The 18,142-nt window shown below is 67.8% G+C and carries 19 protein-coding genes; 16 read left to right on the top strand and 3 right to left on the bottom strand.

Going from position 1 to position 18,142, the window contains the following annotated elements:
• Positions 1-83 precede the first annotated feature (83 nt).
• Positions 84-1,070 (top strand): carbohydrate kinase family protein, encoded by a 987-nt coding sequence (locus tag ATJ93_RS10200; RefSeq protein ID WP_120244543.1) that lies wholly within the window; start codon positions 84-86, stop codon positions 1,068-1,070.
• Between the two features lie 23 nt (positions 1,071-1,093).
• On the opposite strand, the gene ATJ93_RS10205 is transcribed toward ATJ93_RS10200, so the two are convergent.
• Positions 1,094-1,963 (bottom strand): hypothetical protein, encoded by an 870-nt coding sequence (locus ATJ93_RS10205; RefSeq protein ID WP_342768858.1) that lies wholly within the window; start codon positions 1,961-1,963, stop codon positions 1,094-1,096.
• 204 nt (positions 1,964-2,167) lie between these two features.
• On the opposite strand from ATJ93_RS10205, the gene ATJ93_RS10210 reads away from it, so the two are divergent.
• The 11 genes from ATJ93_RS10210 (at position 2,168) to ATJ93_RS10260 (ending at position 12,957) form a co-directional block, all read left to right on the top strand.
• Positions 2,168-3,259, top strand: coding sequence for a TrmB family transcriptional regulator (locus ATJ93_RS10210; protein WP_120244544.1), 1,092 nt, complete (start codon positions 2,168-2,170; stop codon positions 3,257-3,259).
• Positions 3,260-3,420: 161 nt separating this feature from the next.
• Positions 3,421-4,890 carry a substrate-binding domain-containing protein gene (locus ATJ93_RS10215; RefSeq protein ID WP_120244545.1) on the top strand — a complete coding sequence of 490 codons (1,470 nt, stop codon included), beginning with the start codon at positions 3,421-3,423 and terminating at the stop codon, positions 4,888-4,890.
• Positions 4,891-4,897: 7 nt separating this feature from the next.
• On the top strand, positions 4,898-5,911 hold the full coding sequence (locus tag ATJ93_RS10220) for a carbohydrate ABC transporter permease (RefSeq protein ID WP_120244546.1): 1,014 nt from the start codon (positions 4,898-4,900) through the stop codon (positions 5,909-5,911).
• 1 nt (position 5,912) lies between these two features.
• Positions 5,913-6,941: a carbohydrate ABC transporter permease gene (locus ATJ93_RS10225; protein WP_120244547.1), complete on the top strand. Its 1,029-nt coding sequence runs from the start codon at positions 5,913-5,915 to the stop codon at positions 6,939-6,941.
• 6 nt (positions 6,942-6,947) lie between these two features.
• Positions 6,948-8,174 (top strand): ABC transporter ATP-binding protein, encoded by a 1,227-nt coding sequence (locus ATJ93_RS10230; RefSeq protein ID WP_120244548.1) that lies wholly within the window; start codon positions 6,948-6,950, stop codon positions 8,172-8,174.
• The gene (locus ATJ93_RS10235; protein ID WP_120245243.1) at positions 8,167-8,370 is read left to right on the top strand and encodes a hypothetical protein; all 204 of its coding nucleotides are present in this window, start codon (positions 8,167-8,169) and stop codon (positions 8,368-8,370) included. The genes ATJ93_RS10230 and ATJ93_RS10235 overlap by 8 nt, the downstream gene beginning before the upstream one ends.
• Before the next feature lie 93 nt (positions 8,371-8,463).
• The gene (locus ATJ93_RS10240) at positions 8,464-9,549 is read left to right on the top strand and encodes a Gfo/Idh/MocA family protein (protein WP_120245244.1); all 1,086 of its coding nucleotides are present in this window, start codon (positions 8,464-8,466) and stop codon (positions 9,547-9,549) included.
• Between the two features lie 142 nt (positions 9,550-9,691).
• Positions 9,692-10,087 (top strand): DUF7344 domain-containing protein, encoded by a 396-nt coding sequence (locus tag ATJ93_RS10245; RefSeq protein ID WP_147376641.1) that lies wholly within the window; start codon positions 9,692-9,694, stop codon positions 10,085-10,087.
• Positions 10,088-10,209: 122 nt separating this feature from the next.
• Positions 10,210-10,635: a DUF5791 family protein gene (locus tag ATJ93_RS10250; RefSeq protein ID WP_120244550.1), complete on the top strand. Its 426-nt coding sequence runs from the start codon at positions 10,210-10,212 to the stop codon at positions 10,633-10,635.
• Between the two features lie 144 nt (positions 10,636-10,779).
• Complete coding sequence (locus ATJ93_RS10255; protein ID WP_120244551.1) at positions 10,780-11,670, top strand: SDR family oxidoreductase; 891 nt, start codon at positions 10,780-10,782, stop codon at positions 11,668-11,670.
• 93 nt (positions 11,671-11,763) lie between these two features.
• Positions 11,764-12,957 (top strand): DHH family phosphoesterase, encoded by a 1,194-nt coding sequence (locus ATJ93_RS10260; RefSeq protein ID WP_120244552.1) that lies wholly within the window; start codon positions 11,764-11,766, stop codon positions 12,955-12,957.
• A gap of 3 nt (positions 12,958-12,960) precedes the next feature.
• Here the strand turns inward: ATJ93_RS10260 and ATJ93_RS10265 are convergent, their stop codons facing one another.
• Positions 12,961-14,070, bottom strand: a complete 1,110-nt coding sequence (locus tag ATJ93_RS10265; protein WP_120244553.1) for a carbohydrate kinase family protein — start codon at positions 14,068-14,070, stop codon at positions 12,961-12,963.
• A 212-nt stretch (positions 14,071-14,282) separates the two neighbouring features.
• The gene (locus ATJ93_RS23640) at positions 14,283-14,453 is read right to left on the bottom strand and encodes an HVO_0758 family zinc finger protein (RefSeq protein ID WP_013881535.1); all 171 of its coding nucleotides are present in this window, start codon (positions 14,451-14,453) and stop codon (positions 14,283-14,285) included.
• A 225-nt stretch (positions 14,454-14,678) separates the two neighbouring features.
• On the opposite strand from ATJ93_RS23640, the gene ATJ93_RS10270 reads away from it, so the two are divergent.
• From ATJ93_RS10270 to ATJ93_RS10285, 4 genes are all read left to right on the top strand, one after another.
• On the top strand, positions 14,679-15,947 hold the full coding sequence (locus ATJ93_RS10270) for a glycosyltransferase family protein (RefSeq protein ID WP_120244554.1): 1,269 nt from the start codon (positions 14,679-14,681) through the stop codon (positions 15,945-15,947).
• Between the two features lie 26 nt (positions 15,948-15,973).
• The gene (locus ATJ93_RS10275; RefSeq protein WP_120244555.1) at positions 15,974-16,474 is read left to right on the top strand and encodes a DUF7109 family protein; all 501 of its coding nucleotides are present in this window, start codon (positions 15,974-15,976) and stop codon (positions 16,472-16,474) included.
• Positions 16,475-16,479: 5 nt separating this feature from the next.
• Complete coding sequence (locus tag ATJ93_RS10280) at positions 16,480-17,067, top strand: NUDIX hydrolase (RefSeq protein WP_120245245.1); 588 nt, start codon at positions 16,480-16,482, stop codon at positions 17,065-17,067.
• Positions 17,068-17,249: 182 nt separating this feature from the next.
• A complete protein-coding gene (locus ATJ93_RS10285) occupies positions 17,250-18,059 on the top strand; it encodes a DUF7388 family protein (protein WP_120244556.1) in 810 nt (269 codons plus the stop codon).
• Positions 18,060-18,142: the final 83 nt, after the last annotated feature.

Genomic DNA, 18,142 nt, shown 5'->3' on the forward strand with positions numbered 1-18,142 from the left:
GGCGACTCGAGTCTATTCCGCGACGTCGGTCGGCACCGCGTGGCTCCGTAACGCATTATCCGCGGGACGAGAAATGAGAGCGCATGACTCGCGACGTGTTAGTGGCCGGCGAAACGCTGATCGACTTCCTGCCCGAGCGGCCCGGCCCGATCTCGAGCGTCGAGGGGTTCGAACGACGGGCGGGCGGCGCCCCCGCGAACGTCGCCGTCGCGCTCGCGCGCCTCGAGCACGCGCCGCTGTTCTGGACCCGCGTCGGCGCCGATCCGTTCGGACGCTACCTCGAGTCGGTCCTGACCGAGCACGGCCTGCCGGATCGGTTCCTCGAGCGCGACCCCGACGCGAAGACGACGCTAGCCTTCGTCACTCACGACGAGACCGGCGACCGCAGCTTCTCCTTCTACCGCGACGGGACCGCCGACACTCGCCTCGAGCCCGGCCGGCTCGACGACCCGACCCTCGCTGACCGGGAGTGGGTCCACACCGGCGGCGTGACGCTCTCGAGTGGTCGTGCCCGCGAGGCCACGCTCGATCTGCTCGAGCGGGCCGCCGACGCGGGCTGTACGACCTCGTTCGATCCGAACTTTCGGCCGGAACTGTGGCCCGACGAAGAGACCTTCCGGACGGTCGTCCGCGATGCACTCGAGCACGTCGACGTGCTGAAAGCGACCGACGAGGAACTCGAGACGCTGGGGTTCGGGAGCGACGGAGATGCTGATAGAGGCGGGGACGACCTCGAGACCCGCGCTCGAGCGGCGCTCGCGGCCGGCCCGGACGCGGTCTTCGCGACCCGCGGGGGCGAGGGAGCGATCGCCGTCGCGGCCGAGGACTCGCCGTGGGCGGGGACGGGTGCGAGTACAGTCGAACACCCGGGGTACGACGCCGACGTCGTCGACACCACCGGCGCCGGGGACGCCTTCGTCGCGGGGACGATCGCGGCGCTACACGAGGGCCGCGCCGACCTCGAGGCGACGCTCGCGTTCGCCAACGCGGTCGGCGCGGCCGCGACGACGGCTGCGGGAGCGATGACTGCGCTACCGGATCGCGAGGCGGTGCGCTCGATGCGCGAGTAACGTCGAGTAGACGGCAGACGCGCTCAGGAGTAGGTGAAATACCGCACGTCGCAGTCCGGACAGACCAGCTTCTCCGGCGGCGTTTCGCCGATCGGCGTCACCTCGCCGCAGCAACTCGACTGCGTAATCGTCAGGTCGCGCTCGCAGCGCGGACACGACGCCAGCAGCGAGCGCAGCGGTCGGCCAGCGGCGAGCCGAATCGCGGGGTCGTCGATCCACGACTCGAGGGCGCGAGCGGCCGCGAGTTCGGCGACGGCGATCGGTCGCGTGAGCGACGCGACGCCGCCAGTCGCTTCGTCTCCCTCGAGGACGACCGCCTCGGTACGAAACTTCCGACTCGTTCGCGTCGTGACCGACGGCCCCGTGAGGTCCGCGGCGATCGCGGCGAGGGCCTCGAGGTCGCGGTCTCGCAGCCGGTCCATCTCCGCCCGCCAGTCCTCGCGGAACGAGTCGGCGAGGGTGAGTTCCGGAGCGACGTCGGCGTCGGTATCGTCGCCGTCGTCCGCCGCCGGAATCGGGACGACGACGCCGGCCTCGAGCAGCGCGGTGACGACCTCGTCGCCGGTCGGCTGGGTCGTTTCGGCATCCGTTCCGTCCGCGAGCCCCGACGTCGGTTGCGGGGTCGCCGAATTGCGGTGGCCGAACGGATCGCCCGGAAGCCGCGCCGCGAGTCGCGGCCCGACGCGAGGCGTGTACGGTACGGCGTAGCCGCGGAGCCAGATCGCCGCCGCACCGACCAGTACGGCGCCCGTGGCGACGACCGGCCGATCGACGATCACGAGGCCAATCGCGACGGCCGCGACGAGAACGACGTTGAGGACGGTACACGGCAGACACCTGTTCGCGCCGGTGTAGGCCGGTCGGCGGAGGCGCTCGATCGTGCGACCGATCATACGGCCGCGGTTTCGAGCCGAGCGCCTTCAGTGTGGCGCCGGAGACAGTCTTTTTTACACCCAGTGTGTTATCCGGCCTGAAATGAATGTGAATCTCTCCCGTAGATCGGCCGGCGGTTGTCGGTCGGTTTGCTGGAGCAGCGACGGGGACGCGTCGATCGTCGGTGTACAGCGCGACGGCGTTCGGGGACGAGGTGAACGGTGATGGACGGCGACGAACTGACGGCCACGCTCGAGGAAGCGGGGTTGTCGCCGTACCAGGCTGACGCCTTCGTGACGCTGCTGGAACTCGGCTCGGCGTCGGCGACCGACGTCGCACAGGCCAGTTCGGTGCCGGATCCGCGGATCTACGACGTACTGCGCGGCCTCGAGGAGAAGGGGTACGTCGAGACCTACGAGCAGGACAGCCTCCACGCTCGGGCGCACGACCCGGCGGACGTCCTCGCGGACCTCCGGTCTCGCGCCGATCGCTTCCAGACCGCGGCGGAGGAGATCGAGGACCGGTGGAGCCGTCCCGACCTCGAGGACCACAGAGTGAGCATCGTCAAGCGCCTCGATACGGTGCTGGCGCGGGCCGACGAACTGATCCGCGAAGCCGACAATCAGGTGCAGGTCGGCCTGACGCCCGCCCAGTTCGACGAACTCGCGGACGCGCTCGAGGTCGCCCGGGAGAACGGCGTCAACGTCAAGGTGAGTCTCTTTCCGGAGCTGGATTCCGAGCCGGCGTTGCCGTCGACCGACGCCCTCGCTCGGACGTGTGCGGAGGCGCGGTACCGCACGCTCCCCGCGCCGTTCGTGGCGCTGATCGATCGCTCCTGGACCTGTTTCGCTCCGCACGGCGATTCGACGAACCAGTACGGCGTGATCGTCAACGACCGCACCCTCGCGTACGTCGTCCACTGGTACTTCCTCTCCTGTCTCTGGGAAGTCCACGAGACGATCTACAGCGACCGACGCGAGGAGCCGCCGATTACCTACGTCGATCTCAGGCGGTGTCTTCGGGACGTCGAACCGCTCCTCGCGGACGGCGTCACGATTCGAACGACAGTTTGGGGCTACGACACGAACACCGGACGGGAGGTGACGCAAACGGGGACGATCACGGACGTGTCGTACATCGACGACGTAGACGACTCGAGAGCGGACGCAACGACGGAGTCGATCACGCTGTTACAGCTGTCGGGAAAGGCCTCGCTGACGGTCGAGACGGACGACGGCGAGGTGACGGTCGGCGGCTGGGGCGCGATGCTCGAGGACATCGAAGCGATCGAGATTACGATCACGGCCCTCGAGTAAGCGCACACCCAGCGCAGCTATGAGCGAGTAGAGACCGATCGATCCGCCCGGGAAACCGGAGACCGCTGTTTTCTCGCGTCTCAGTCCCGTTAACGAGTTAACAACACCTGTTGTAACTCGTCCATTAAATATAAGTGATGATGAGTATCATTGTTCTTCATATGAGTGAAAGACACTCACAGGGAGATCGAACCGATGCGAGCGTGTCGCGGCGGACGTTCGTGAAGGCGGCCGGGGCCGGCGGCGCCAGCGTCAGCCTCGCCGGCTGTGTCTACGGTGGCGAGAGCTCGAGCGACGGGGCCGTCGTCTGGGGCTTCGACCCGAACGCCGCGGAAGCGGTGGGCGACGACATCGTCTCGCTCGTACAGGAGAGCGGCGCCGACGGGGTGGACATCGAACTGCAGCCCGGCGACGAGGATACGGGCGCCCGCCGGGAGACGTACACGAACCTGCTCGAGGCCGGCGAGACCCAACCCGACCTGTTCCTGATGGACAGCGGCTGGGTGAACGTCTTCATCCAGCGCGGTCACATCGCGAACTTGAGCGAGGAACTCGACGAGAGCGAACTCTCGACGGTCGAAGACGAGTACTTCGAGCGGTTCACCGCGACGACCCGCGACCCGGGGAACGGCGACCTGTACGGCATCCCGATGTTCCCGGACTACCCGACGATGCAGTACCGGAAGGACTACGCGCGGGAGGCCGGCTACGGCGAGAGCGACTTCGAGGAGTGGGCGACCGAACCGATGACCTGGGCGGAGTGGGCCGAGGTCACCCAGGAGATCGTCGAGGCCTCCGACGCCGAGTACGGCCTCGCGACGCAGTGGGACCAGTACGAGGGGACGGCCTGCTGTACGTGGAACGAGGTCATGTCCTCGTTCGGCGGCGCCTACTTCGGCGGCCGCGACAACGTTCTGGGTCCAGTCGGCGATCGGCCGGTGACGGTCGACGAACCGGAGTTCATCGAGGGACTGCGGATGATGCGCACCTTCGTCGCCGACGAGGCGGACGACCACACCCTCGAGGACGAGTATCCGCTCAGCCTCGCCACGTCGGACATCACCTCGTGGACGGAAGAAGACGCCCGTACGGCCATCCTCAACGGCGACGCGGCCATGCAGCGCAACTGGCCGTACGCGATCAACCTGAACGTCGCGGACGCCGACGACCCGCTTCCGGTCGAGGACTACGGTGCGATGCCGATCCCCTACGGCGTGCCCGAGGAAGAAGCCGCCCAACCCGGTACCGGCGGCACGACCGCGGCGCTCGGCGGCTGGCACCTCGTGCTCAACCCCAACTCCGAACGCAAGGAAGAGGCCCTCGAGGTCATCCGCGCGACGATGACCGACGAGTTCAACCTCGGCATGTTCGATCTCTGGGGCTGGGTCCCGCCGAAGCCGGCGCTGTTCGACGCCGATGAGGTCCAGCAGGCCGACCCGATGGGTAACTACATGGACACCCTCCGCGTCGCCGGCGAGAACGCGATGCCGCGCCCGGTGACGCCGGTCTGGACGAACCAGTCGAGTCTCATCGCCGAGGAGGTCAACCTCGCGGTCGCCGGGGACAAGGCGCCCGATCAGGCGGCGGCCGACCTCCAGAGCGGTCTCGAAGACATCGAAGAACAGGGCTGACGCAAGGATGAGTACCGAAGACCAGACGTCCGGTCCCGTCCGGGAGTCGAGACGATCGGGGCCGGCCGTCGCGATCACGCGCTGGATCGAGAACCTCGGCGAGACGGCGTTCGCCTACCTGCTGCTGTCGCCGATCATCGTCCTGTTGAGCGTGGTCGCGCTGTATCCGCTCTTGCGGACGTTCGAGCTGTCGCTGTACCAGAACGTGCTGACGGATCCGGAGTTCGTCGGCTTCGGGAACTACGTCGAACTGCTGACCGGCGAAGCCAACTCGCGGTTCCCCGGCTCGACGACGTTCCTGCCCAGCGTCAGCGTCGACGGCACGTTCCCGTTCGTGCACTTCGGCGGGCTGCTCCGGAGCGCGCTCGCGGTGACGATTATCTTCACCGCCGTGAGCGTCTTCTTCGAGACGCTGATCGGCTTCGGCCAGGCGCTGGTCCTCGACCAGGACTTCCGCGGCCGACGGTGGGTCCGCACCGCGATCATCATCCCGTGGGCGATCCCGATCGTCATCCAGGGGATGATGTTCTTCCTGATGTTCCATCCCACGGCCGGGTTCCTGACGGACCCGCTCGCGGACTGGGGGATCGTCCAGGCGAACAACACGCTGAACGATCCGGCCAGCTCCCTGTTGATCATCTCGGTCGCGGACATCTGGAAGACGTCGGCGTTCATGGCGCTGCTCATCCTGGCCGGCCTCCAGAGCATCGACCGGAGCCTCTACGACGTCGCGAAGGTCGCCGGGGCGAGCAAGTGGCAGCAGTTCAAACTGATCACGTTCCCGCTCGTCCTGCCGACGCTCGGCATCGCCGTCCTGTTCCGTACCATCGCCGCGATGCGGATCTACGGCCTCATCGACTCGGTCTCGAACTGTTCGACCGTCCCGTCGCTGTCGTGCATGGTCGTCTCGACGTTCAACACCAATCGCGGCCTCGCGTCCGCGGTCGCGTTCGTGACGGCCGGCGTCATCGGTATCGCCGTGATGGGCGTGATCTACCAGCAGTACAAGGAGGGATTCTGAGATGTCGAACGTACCCGAACCCGAACCGGCACACGAGCCCGCACAACCGTCGACCGACGACGAGGACCGCGGGCCGCTCGAGCGCTGGACCCGCGGCGTCATCGAGGACTCGGAGAAGCGCAGCCGGCTCTACCGGGCGCTGTTTTACGTCGTGACGATCTTCTTCCTCGTGACGACGCTGTTCCCGTTCTACTGGCTGTTGGTACTCGCGCTGACGCCGAACGGGTTAATCCAGCAGGGTAACTGGGCCGTCTCGCTCCCCGCAGTCGGCGAGGTCCCGTTCCCGGCGCCGCAGGGATTCAACCCCGCCGCGTTCCTCGAGGTGTTCCAGCAGGTCCCGTTCCACCTCTACGTGTTCAACAGCTTCGTGCTCGCGACGATGACGACGCTCATCGTCCTCGTCCTCGCGAGCCTCGCGGGGTACGTCTTCGGGCGCCTCGAGTTCCCCGGCCGCGGGCTGATGATGCTCGCCGTGCTGGCGATCTCGTACTTCCCGCCAGCGGCGTTTCTCATCCCGCTGTTCGACGCCTTCCTCGGGAACGCGGTGACGCTCCCGTTCCTGGGGATCGAGCTGTTCACGCCGCCGCGGCTGGTCAACACGCCGGGATCGATGATCATGCCCATGAGCGCGCTGTTCCTCCCGCTGGCGATCTTCATCCTCACCACGTTCTACTCGCAGATCCCGGACGGGCTGGAGGACGCGGCGCGCGTCGAGGGGACCACGCGGCTGGGCGCGCTGGTTCGCGTGATCATGCCGCTGTCGGCGCCCGGCGTCGCGACCGCCGCCGTGTTGACCTTCATCTCGGTCTACAACGAGTACTTCTTCAGCTCGATCATGGCGCTGCAGAACGAGCCCGACCAGTGGTCGCCGCTGGTCGGGGGCATCCTGAGTTACCAGACTCAGTACACGACGGATTTCAACCTCATGGCGGCCGCCAGCATCGTCGGCGTGTTGCCCATGCTGATCCTCGTCGTGTTCGCACAGGAGAAAATCGTCAGCGGACTCACCGACGGAGCACTCAAGGAGTGATCATCTATGGCACGCGTAACACTCGATAACGTCACGAAACGCTACGAAGACGTCGTCGCCGTCGACGACATGAACCTCGAGATCGAGGACGGCGAATTCGTCACCCTCGTCGGCCCTTCCGGTTGCGGGAAGTCGACGACGATGGAGACGATCGCCGGCCTCACCAAGCCGACCGAGGGGACGATCCGCATCGGCGACGCGGACGTCACGACCCTCCCGCCGAAGGACCGGGGCGTCGCGATGGTCTTCCAGAACATCGCCCTGTTCCCCCACATGGACGTCTACGACAACATCTCGTTCGGCCTGCGGCTGCGCAAGTACAACGAAGAGGAGATCGACCAACGCGTCGACCGCGCCGCCGAGATCGTCCAGCTCGAGGGGATGCTCGACCGGATGCCCGACGAACTGTCGGGCGGCCAGCAACAGCGCGTCGCGATCGCCCGCGCGATCGTGCGCGAACCCGCGGTCTTCCTGATGGACGAGCCGCTGGCCAACCTCGATGCAAAACTCCGCGTCCACATGCGCACGGAGCTCCAGCGGCTCCACAAGCAACTGGACACGACGATCATCTACGTCACGCACGACCAGGCCGAGGCGATGACCATGTCCGACCGGATCGCGGTCATCAACAACGGCCGGCTCCAGCAGATCGCCCCGCCCCTGGAATGTTACAACGAACCGGCGAACCTGTTCGTCGCCGGCTTCATCGGTTCGCCGTCGATGAACTTCGTCGAAGGGGAGTTGACCGCGAACGGGTTGACGACCGAGCACTTCGATATCGCGTTCGATCCCGCCGACCTCGAGGGCGCCTCGATCGGCGACACGGTGACGATGGGCGTTCGGCCGGAGGACATCTACCGGACCGACGCGGCCCAGTCGCTCCCGACGGCGTCGGCGCCGATCGACGCGACGACGGACGTCCTCGAGCCGATGGGTGACGAGATCTTCGTCTACCTCTCGCTCGACGACGGCGGCGCGGGCGCGACGATGACCAGCGAACAGGCCGCGAGCGCGGCCAACCAGTTGCTGATGAGCGTCGATCCGGACGCGGCGATCGACGAGGACGACGACGTCAGCGTCGTCCTCGACCGCTCGAAGATCCACCTGTTCGACGCCGCCAGCGGCGAGGCGCTCGTCCACGGCCTTGACGAACTAACGACGGGGCCCGCAACGGGTGCGGAGAGTGCGGAAAGTGCAGGCAGTGCGGGCAGCGCGGGTGGTCAGCGTGAGTAACCTCGTCCCGCTGGTCTACTACGGCGGCCTGCTCGTGCTGTTTTTCTTCTGGATCTACGGGATCGTCTCGTTCGCGTTGGATCTAAAGAACACGATCATCCCGGGTATCCGGGCGTACTGGCGCGGTCGAACACAACGGAAACAGCGGCAAGAGAGCGACAATGAACGTTCGGAGCGAGAGAAACAGCTGTACTGACCGATGGCAGCCGACGACGCTGGAGCCGAACGCGGAGCCGACGATGAAGAGATACCCGAGGACGAAGCCGAAGACGGAGGCACAGGTACCCCGATGACGGCGACCGAGACGGACCCCCAGTCCGTTCGCACCGGCATCATCGGACTCGGAAATATCGGCCACCACCACGCCGACCGGCTCGTCGAGCACGGCGTCCCGCTCGTCGGCGGGATGGACGTCGACGCGGGGGCTCGCGAGCGGTTCGCGACCCACTACGACGTCGAGGTCTACGACGACCACCGCGACCTCTTCGACGCCGTCGACGCGGTCGTCATCACCACGCCCAACCGGTTCCACGAGGAGTACGCCGTCGACGCCTTCGAGCGCGACCTCCACGTCCTCCTCGAGAAACCCCTCGCGCACTCCGTAGAGAGCGCCCGGCGGATCGCCGACGCGGTCGTCGACGCCGACGGGGTGTGTATGGTCGGGTTCAACAACCGGTTCTTAAACGCCGTCCGCCTCGTCCGCAACCGGATCGACCGCGGCGAGTTCGGCGAGGTGACCCACGTCGAGGCCAACTACGTGCGCCGGCGGGGCGTCCCCGGTCGCGGCTCGTGGTTCACCCGGCGCGAGGTTTCCGGCGGCGGCGCGCTCATCGATCTGGGCGTTCACGCGATCGACCTCGCAATGTACCTGCTGGACTACCCCGCCGTCGAAGACGTCTCCGGGGTCGCCCGCTCCGAGTTCGGGGCCCGCGATGACTACGCCTACCTCGAGATGTGGGGCGACGATCAGGGGCCGGGCGCCTTCGACGTCGACGACTCCGCGAGCGCCTTCATCCGCTGTGCGGGGGATCGAACCGTCTCCCTCGAGGTGGCGTGGGCGACCAACCGCCCGCCGACCCACGAGTTCGTCGTCCGCGGCACCGAGGCCGCCGCGCGGTTCGACCTCCTGACGAACGAACTGACGATCTACTCGGCGAGCGCGGACGGGCCGGATCACATGCTCGACACGAGCATCGAAACTGCGGAGAACGACACCCACGCCGACGAACAGGCGGCGTTCTTCGACGCGATCGCCGACGGCCGATGCGGCGGCTCCACCGTCGAGGAGGGGCTGACCGTCCAGCGGATCGTCGACGCGATCTACCGCTCGAGCGAGCGCGGCGGCGCCGTCTCGCTCGGCGACGAATCGCCGTAGGGCAACCCTTCTTACCCTGATCGGCGGTTGCAACGGCTGCAGCGGGATCGAATCGGAAACTATCGGTTATTCCGGATCCGAGTTTCCAAAATAGTTTGGAGGAAGGCTTCTATCAATTTTCGTGGTGTATCGCAGACACAGCATGACGTCGGAACGGATGCAGCCAGCGATGGTGGATCGCGTCTACGACCTCCTGTCCGATCGGCGGCGCCGACACCTGCTCTATCTCCTGCTCGACGGTGATCGGCTGCCCGTCGACGAGATTGCGCTCCGACTCGCGGCGTGGGAAGGCGAAACGCCGCTGCCCGCGGTCGAAGACGACCGGAGACGGCGAATAGCCACGGCGTTGCGGCACAACCACCTTCCCCGACTCGCCGACCACGACGTCATCGAGTACGACCCCGACGGGGAAACGGTCGCTCCCGGCCCCGACTTCGACGCGGTCGAATCCGTCGTCCGTCGCGCCTCCGCGATCGAAATCGACGCGAACCCGGCCGACGGTACGAGCAGCACGTGGTCGAACGGGTTCTCCGACTGACCGCGAACCCAGTTGCCGGCTTCGGTCCCCTCCCACTGCCCTCCGTTCCATCGTCTTCCCACTCGTCGAATGCCAGTATGACAATCCACTTGAGGGCGTCCGCTGTCACTGTCGGATACGAGATGTTCCACGAACAGCGACGGACCGTTCCCGGCTCGCCCGACGAACTGCTGGCAGAGTACCGCGACGACCTCGCGGCCGCCGTCGAGGAGTACGGCCCCGAGGCGGCCGCCGCCGACACCGACGTCGATCGCGACGCGATCGACCGGTTGCTCGAGGGCGACCGTCCCGAGTTCACGCTCGAGGAGGCCGCCCAGTTGCAGGCGCTTTCCGAGCGCGCGCCGGACGCGGAAACGATCGTCGACATGGGCTGTGAACACCTCCTGCTGGGGATGTCGACGGCGGTGCTCGACGTCGACGCCCTCGAAACCGAGGTGGCGCTCGAGATGGACGCCAAGGAGATCCAGCAGAAGATCGAACAGCGCGCGCCGATGTCCTTCGCGGAGTACGCCCACATCCAGTACGCAATCGCGGATAACACGCCCTGAGTACGTCTCCGGACTGTTCACCATCGTTCGATCGATCGCCCGCCGGCTCGTTCCGTTCGTCCAGAAATCAGCAAATATGGCCGAACGGTTGGCCGTACTACCCGCGAGCGGTGCCATTATGTGTATCCGCTCGCGAATTCGAGTATGGAAATCGCAATTCTGGGCTGCGGGTATATCGGCCTCGAGTTGGGCCGCCAGCTGACGGCCCGAGGCCACGACGCCGTCGGCGTTCGCCGGTCCGACGCGGGCCTCGAGGCGATCGGGGACGCCGGCTTCGAGGCCGTCCGGGCCGATATCACCGACCGCGACGAACTCGAACGAGTACCCGACGTCGACGCGATCGTCTTCGCCGCGAGCAGCGGCGGCCGCGGCGCCGACGCGGCCCGCGAGGTCTACGTCGAGGGACTGCGCACCGCGATCGAGGCCTTTGGCGATCGCGAGGACGCTCCCGAGCGATTGATCTACACTTCCTCGACTGGCGTCTACGGCGACCACGACGGCGACTGGGTCGACGAGACGACGCCGATAGAGCCGACGACCGCCAAGACCGAGGTGCTCGCCGAAGCCGAACGGATCGCCCGCGAACTCCCGTCCGAGTACGGATACGACGGCACCGTCGCCCGCTACGCCGGCCTCTACGGGCCGGACCGCTACCGTCTCGAGCGCTATCTCGAGGGACCGGTCACTGAAGGGTACCTGAACATGGTCCACCGAGACGACGCGGCCGGTTCGGTCCGATTCCTGCTCGAGGCGGACCTCGCCCGCGGCGAAGTCGTGCAAGTCGTCGACGACGAACCCGCACCCAAGTGGGAATTTGCCGACTGGCTCGCCGACCAGTGCGGTCTCGAGGAGCCGCCCAAGCGGACGAAAGACGACCGCCTCGAGGACGACGACCTCTCCGAGGCGGCCCGACGGCGCATCCTGACGAGCAAGCGCTGCTCGAACGCCAAACTGCGCGAGTTGGGCTACGAGTTCGCGTACCCGACCTACCGGGAGGGGTACCGCGACGCGATCGACGCCTACCGAGCCGACTGAGTGACACGATCGTCGGCCCACGCGGCTCGCGCGGCGTCCGCAGACGCGTCAAATCGGGGGAACCTTCATAGTTGTTCGATTTGAGTGTCCGGTATGGGCGATCCGGGCGCCGGACGCACCGATGCGGCCGTCGAGCCGATCGCGACCGTCTCGGTCGTCGACGAGGCGATCGAGATGGCGACCTCCCTCGAGCCGCTGGTGCTTTCGCTGCTGGTTCTCGCGCTCGTCGCGCTCGTCCTCGGCGGCTGGTGGCTGATTCGGTGGTTCCGCCGCCCGCCCGGCGCACGCTTCCGGCGCGTCCTCGAGGGCCACGAGGAGGTGTCGGTGCTGATGCACCCCAACCCGGATCCGGACGCGATGTCGTGTGCGATGGCGGTCAAGGCGATCGCCGACGCCGTCGGCACCGACACAACGTTGCAGTACGCCGGCGAGATCCGCCACCAGGAAAACCGCGCGTTCCGGACCGTCCTCGATCTCGACCTCGAGAGCATCGAGTCCAGTTCCGAACTCGCGACCGACGCGGTCGTTTTAGTCGATCACAACACGCCGCGGGGTTTTACCGGCGCGCAGACGATCGAACCGATCGCGGTCGTCGACCACCATCCCGGCAACGGGACCGGAACGGAGTTTACGGACGTCCGGACCGAGTACGGCGCCGCGGCGACGATTTTCGTCGAGTACCTGGAAGACATCGGCGCGACGACGCCCGACGAGGACGGCGGGGCGTTCGAACTCACGCCGGAGCTCGCGACCGGACTCCTCTACGGCGTCCAGGCCGACACGAACCACCTGACCAACGGCTGCTCGCAGGCCGAGTTCGACGCCTGCGCGTCGCTGTACGACGGGATCGACGAGGACCTCCTCGACCGGATCGCGAACCCGCAGGTCAGCGACGACGTGCTCCAGATCAAGGCGACGGCGATCACGGAGAAACGCGTCGAGGGCTCGTTCGCGGTCTGTGACGTCGGCACGGTGTCGAACACCGACGCGATTCCCCAGGCCGCGGACGAACTCATGCACCTCGAGGGGGTCACTGCGGTCGTCGTCTACGGGGAGAACGACGGCACGCTGCACCTCTCCGGGCGCTCTCGAGACGACCGGGTCCACATGGGCGAGACCCTCCGCCACGCGGTCAGCGACATTCCGATGGCCAACGCCGGCGGCCACGCGCGGATGGGCGGCGGCCAGGTTTCGGTCGAGCACATGCGCGGCATCGGCCCCTCCGACGGGATCGACAGGGCGGAGTTCGAGGAGCGGCTCTTTTCCGCGATGGCCGGCGAGCGCTGAGCGCTAGGGCCCGCCGTCGTCGCGACCGATACCGTGTTCTCGAACGAACGACCGAAGCGCCGCCGGATCCGCCGTCGCCGCGCTCTCGACGAACGCGGCGGCACACGCGTTGCCGAGCGCGAGCGCGGTTTCGAACGGCCACTCGCGAGCGAGCGCGGAGGCCAGCCCGCCGGAGAACCGGTCGCCCGCGCCGGTCGACGTCCGCGGCGATTCGATCTCGAGCATCGGCACCGAAACTGCATCCGAGCGCGTCGCGCCGACGGCCGCCGCAGAGCCGTGGGAGACGACGCCCGACACCGCGAGCGCCGAGCGGAGCGATTCGACGCGCTCCGGTGTCGGCTCGGGCGCCGACTCCGATGCCGGTTGCGCTGCCCCGTCCTCGAGTGCGACGGCCGCTGCGGCCTCGAACTCCGTCGGATTGACGCTGATGACCAGTTCGACGCCCGAATCGGCACTCGGATCCGCGTCGCCTGAGTCAGCTTGCGAAAGCGCGTCGAAAAAGTCCGCGAGCGCCGACGGCTCGACCGTCTCGAGGGCGCCGGGATCGACGACCACCGGGAGCCGGTGATCGATCGTCGACGATCCAAGTCGCTCGAAGACCGCGGTGAGCCCGCGGACCGACACCCAGTTCGGACAGCACAGCGCGTCCGCGCCGGTCAGGCGTTCCCACTCGATAACGGCGAGCAGGTCCTCGAGACGCCACTCGGCGGTCGGCCCGGGTTCCGCGAGCAGGACGTCGTCGCCGTCGAACGCGAGCACGCGGATGTGCGCGGGGCTGCCCATCGATCGCGCGTCGAAGGGCAACTCGTCGAACACCGGGTGATCGAGGTGGCCGACCAGCGTCACGTCCTCGCCGAGCGCGTGGGCCTGTAGTGCGGCGTTGACGGCCTGGCCGCCCGGCCGAACCTCGAGCGGTTCGAGCGAGACGGTCTCGAGCCCGGACTCCAACTGGCGGGCAAAGGCAGCGGGCGACTCGAGGCGCTCCCCGCCCTCGCCGACGACGGCGTACCAGTGGTCGACGCTACCGTCGGGGAGGGCGACGATAGTTTGGGGATCGTTGGCGCCGCCGCTGGTGAGGCGCTCGAGACGAGTCAGTACGTCGTCGTAACTCACGTCGACTACTGCACCGGTCGGTTACAAAAGGCTACACCCGGCACTCGGCAGTCGGTAGCCGGTACCTATATTCCGGGATTTCGGATCGCTATCCGGTGCAACGACCGGATGTCTCCGCTGACTGCTACTACCGATCGCGTTCGTCGCGAGCGCGCCGCCGAGCGGTCCCGGCCAGCGGGGGTCGCACACGTCGTCGCGCCGATCGATTTCCTCTAGCGAATCTCCTTCCACTCCGAATCGCAGTCCGGACAGATCCGGACCGTCTTGATGGAATCCGGATCGTTCTCAGTCTTCAGCGGCTTCTCGCACTCGCCGCAGACGAGCCGATCGTAGGTGTCCTTGTCGAGTTCGCCATCGCGGAGTGCCTTCCGGACAGATTTCATGTTCCGTCTGTAGGAAGGTAGGGGAGAAAAAGACCGGGGCTTTATCGAACGCTGTATTATCAAGCAGGTTATTATACTACTGCCCTCGAAGCCGCCTCGAGTCGGCTACTCGAATGCTCGCGCGCCTTTTCTTGTCGGCTGTCGCTGACTTTGGCTGGCGCTGACTACCGGGTCGGCTTCGCCGGAGTCGTGGCCGTTTTACCGGTTCGGGCGAACACACGACTAATGGAGTACGTACAGGAGCGGATCGCGACGCTCCACGAGTTCGGCGACGCGGGGGCGCCGGGGTCGGAAGCCGAAACCGGGGCCGAGGCGTCGACGGCCAGTGGGGGTACCGCACGCTGTGCCTTTGGCGACGCCCTCGAGGCGGGCCTGCGCGAGACGGCCGTCGTCGTCCCGATGACCGACCGCGAGCACGAGAACCCCGCCGCCGAGCGCGTGCTCTCGGAACTCGAGACGCTCGAGCCCGCTCCCGCCGCCGTCTTCGTCCCCGTTCGGGCCGACGCCGACCGGATCGAGCCGTTCCGCGAGTGGCTCGAGTCGTTTTCGCTGCCGATCCGCGTCCTGTGGTGCAACGCGCCCGCGGTCGACGAGCTACTCGACGACGCCGGTCTCGGCGGCGAGTTCGGCAAGGGCCGGGACGTCTGGCTCGCCTTAGGCGCGGCCGCAGCGGCGGGCGAGTACGTCGTCGTCCACGACGCCGACGCGCGCAGTTACGAGGGCGACCACGTCCGGCGGCTGCTCGCGCCGCTGACGATGGACTCGAGCGCGAGCGCCTCCGGTTCCGGCTCCGATTCGGGCTTCGAGTTCTCGAAGGGCTACTACGCCCGCATCGAAGACAATCGCCTCTACGGCCGGCTCTTTCGCCTGTTCTACGAACCCCTGCTACGCGCGCTCGCGACCGACAGCCACGCGCCGATCCTCGAGTACCTGCGGTCGTTCCGGTACGCGCTGGCCGGCGAGTTCGCCATGACCGCCGCGCTCGCCCGGCGGCTCCGCGCGCCCCGCGCCTGGGGCCTCGAGGTCGGCACGCTCGGGGACGCGTTCGCCTACGCCGGCTTCGAGGGGACTGCGCAGGTCGACCTGGGCCGGCACGTCCACGACCACCGCGCGGTCGCCGGCGACGCCGGCCTCGAGGGGATGAGCCGCGAAGTCGCCGCGGAGTTGCTGCGCGTTCTCGAGGAGGGCGGCGTCGAGCCCGAATACGGGACGCTGCGAGAGCGATACCGCACCGCCGGCGAGGAACTGATCGAGCAGTACCGCGTCGACGCCGAATTCAACGCCCTCGAGTACGATCCGGCCGGCGAACGCGAGCAGATCGCCCGCTACGCCGAGTCGATCGCGCCGCCGGGGCCGGACCGCCGGCTCCCCCGCTGGACGGAAGCGCCGTTCGAACCGGCTGCGGTCGTCGACGCTGCTCGGCCGTGGGCCGACACCGAGACCGACGGCGAATCCCGGAGCGGGCGGCGACTCGACTCTCGCGCACAAGACTAATCCGGGACTCGCCCGTGTAGCCGCGTATGGACGCGACGGCCGACGAACTGGCTGGCGTGGTCGACCTCTTCGGCGGGTTGACCCGAGCGGAACTCGAGCGCGCGCTCTCGGAGGCCGCCTACCGAGCGGACGGGCAATCCGTCGACGAGGACGCCCTCGAGGCGGCGATCGACGACGCGCTGGCGTCGTTCGCGCTCGTTCGGTACGCGGGTCACGGCGTCGAAGACGCCGGCGACGAACCGCTGCTCGTCGCTGGCCCGACCGCCTTCCCGACCGTACCCGAGCACGCCGAGGACGTCCCGCACATTCTCGGCGTCGAGCGGCGGCGACTCGATCGAGCGGCGCTCGGCGAGACGGCTCGTGAACAGTTCCGCGAGTCCCTCGAGGAGGCGTTACCGGACGACTCGAGCGGCGATGTGAGCGAAGAGCGCCTGCACCGACTGCTCGACGTCAGCTACGACCTCGAGGCGTGGGCGCCGGTCGAACTCGACGAAGAACGCCGGCGACTGGAGGACGCGCTCGAGTGACGCGCATGCAACGGCGACTCGACCTCGAGCCGGTCGCGGGCCACGAACCCCGGGAGATCGACGACCAGCCCTACGACGCGGCCGTCCTCGCGCCGATCGTCGACCGCGGCGAGGAGGACTACCTGCTGTTTACCAGACGCGCCGACGACCTCGGCGAGCATCCGGGCCAGATGAGTTTCCCCGGCGGCGGCGCCGAGCCGATCGACGACTCGATCCTCGAGACCGCGCTCCGGGAGGCCGACGAGGAGATCGGCCTCGCACCCGCGGAGGCCGACGTGGTCGGCCAACTCGACGACATCCGGACGGTCACGGAGTACGCCGTCACGCCGTTCGTCGCCCGCGTGCCGGACCGGGAGTACGAGCGCGACGGCCGCGAGGTCGCCGAAATCGTCCTCCTGCCGCTGTCGGGGCTGCTCGACCCCGAAAACTACGAGTACGAACGGCGCGAGCACCCCTACTACGGCGACATCGTCATCCACTACTTCCACGTCGACGGCTACACCGTCTGGGGCGCGACGGGCCGGATTCTGGTGCAACTGCTCGAGTTGGCCACCGACTTCGAGGCGCCCGAGCGGATCGATCGGTCGCAGTGACGGCCGCCGAACGCCCGGCGTTCGCGGTGTGGCACAACGCCGAGTCGAGGCAGCGTCTGAACGGAACGTCAAGCTTTTGCGCGCGCCGCGCGCAGCACACGTCCATGGTCGCACAGACGATGGATCGAGTTCCGCACCGCCGATAACCACACCAGTTGCGTCGTCGTGCGAGGTGAGTCTCAATGCTAAGCCCGAGTACCAGCGCCGACGAGAGCGAGAGTACCGTCGCCCGCGCCGGACTGGACGCGGTCGCGCTCAAACCGGCCGAGTGCGACGTCGCCGCCGCCGCGTCGATTCCCGCCGAGACCGTCGCGATCGACTACGAGGGCCGCGAGCACCTTCCGGACCCGGAGACGCTCGCTACCCTCGCGAGCGACGGCGACGCCGAGGTACTGGTGACCACGCCGGTCCGCGCCGACGGCTTCGACCCGCTGGGCGACGACTCGCTGGCGCGGGCGTTGCCCGACGCGGTCGGTCGCGTGCTGGTCGCGGGCCACCCCGCCTACCTCACCGACGACGAGTGCCACCGGGCCGTCGCGCCTCGCCTCGGCGCCGCCCTCGAGGACGAACCAGACGCCTGGGTCGGCACCGAGAACGTCGAGCGGATCGCGATGGCGACCGGCGCGACCCAGTACGATCTGCTCACGCGGACGACCGAGCGCGAACTCCGGGCGCTGCGGGCGGCCGGCTTCGCGGGCGACGTCGCGATCTACGCGCCGACCGTCCTCACCGACGACGAGGACGCGATCCTCGACGCCGTCGGCGCGTACGTCGCACGCCGCCGGCCCGTGGCCGAGACGCTGCCCGACGACGCGCCGACCGACGCGAGCGCGACCGGCCGCGCCCGCGAGGTGCTGCTCGAGGCGGCGACGGACTACGCGCTGGTCGGCGCCGAAGCCGAGGTCCGCGAGCAGACCGACGCGCTGCGCGAGGCCGGCGCGACGACGGTCGTCGGCTACCCGGCGCGGGGACTCGAGGCGTTCGCGGAGTAACGCTTCAGTTCGCCCGCGGTTTGCTTCAACCGATCCCGTCAGAGAGTATAAGTCGCTTCGACCGACAGGGGTAGCTATAGCTA

The organism is Halopiger aswanensis, assembly GCF_003610195.1.
Taxonomy (GTDB): Archaea; Halobacteriota; Halobacteria; order Halobacteriales; family Natrialbaceae; genus Halopiger; species Halopiger aswanensis.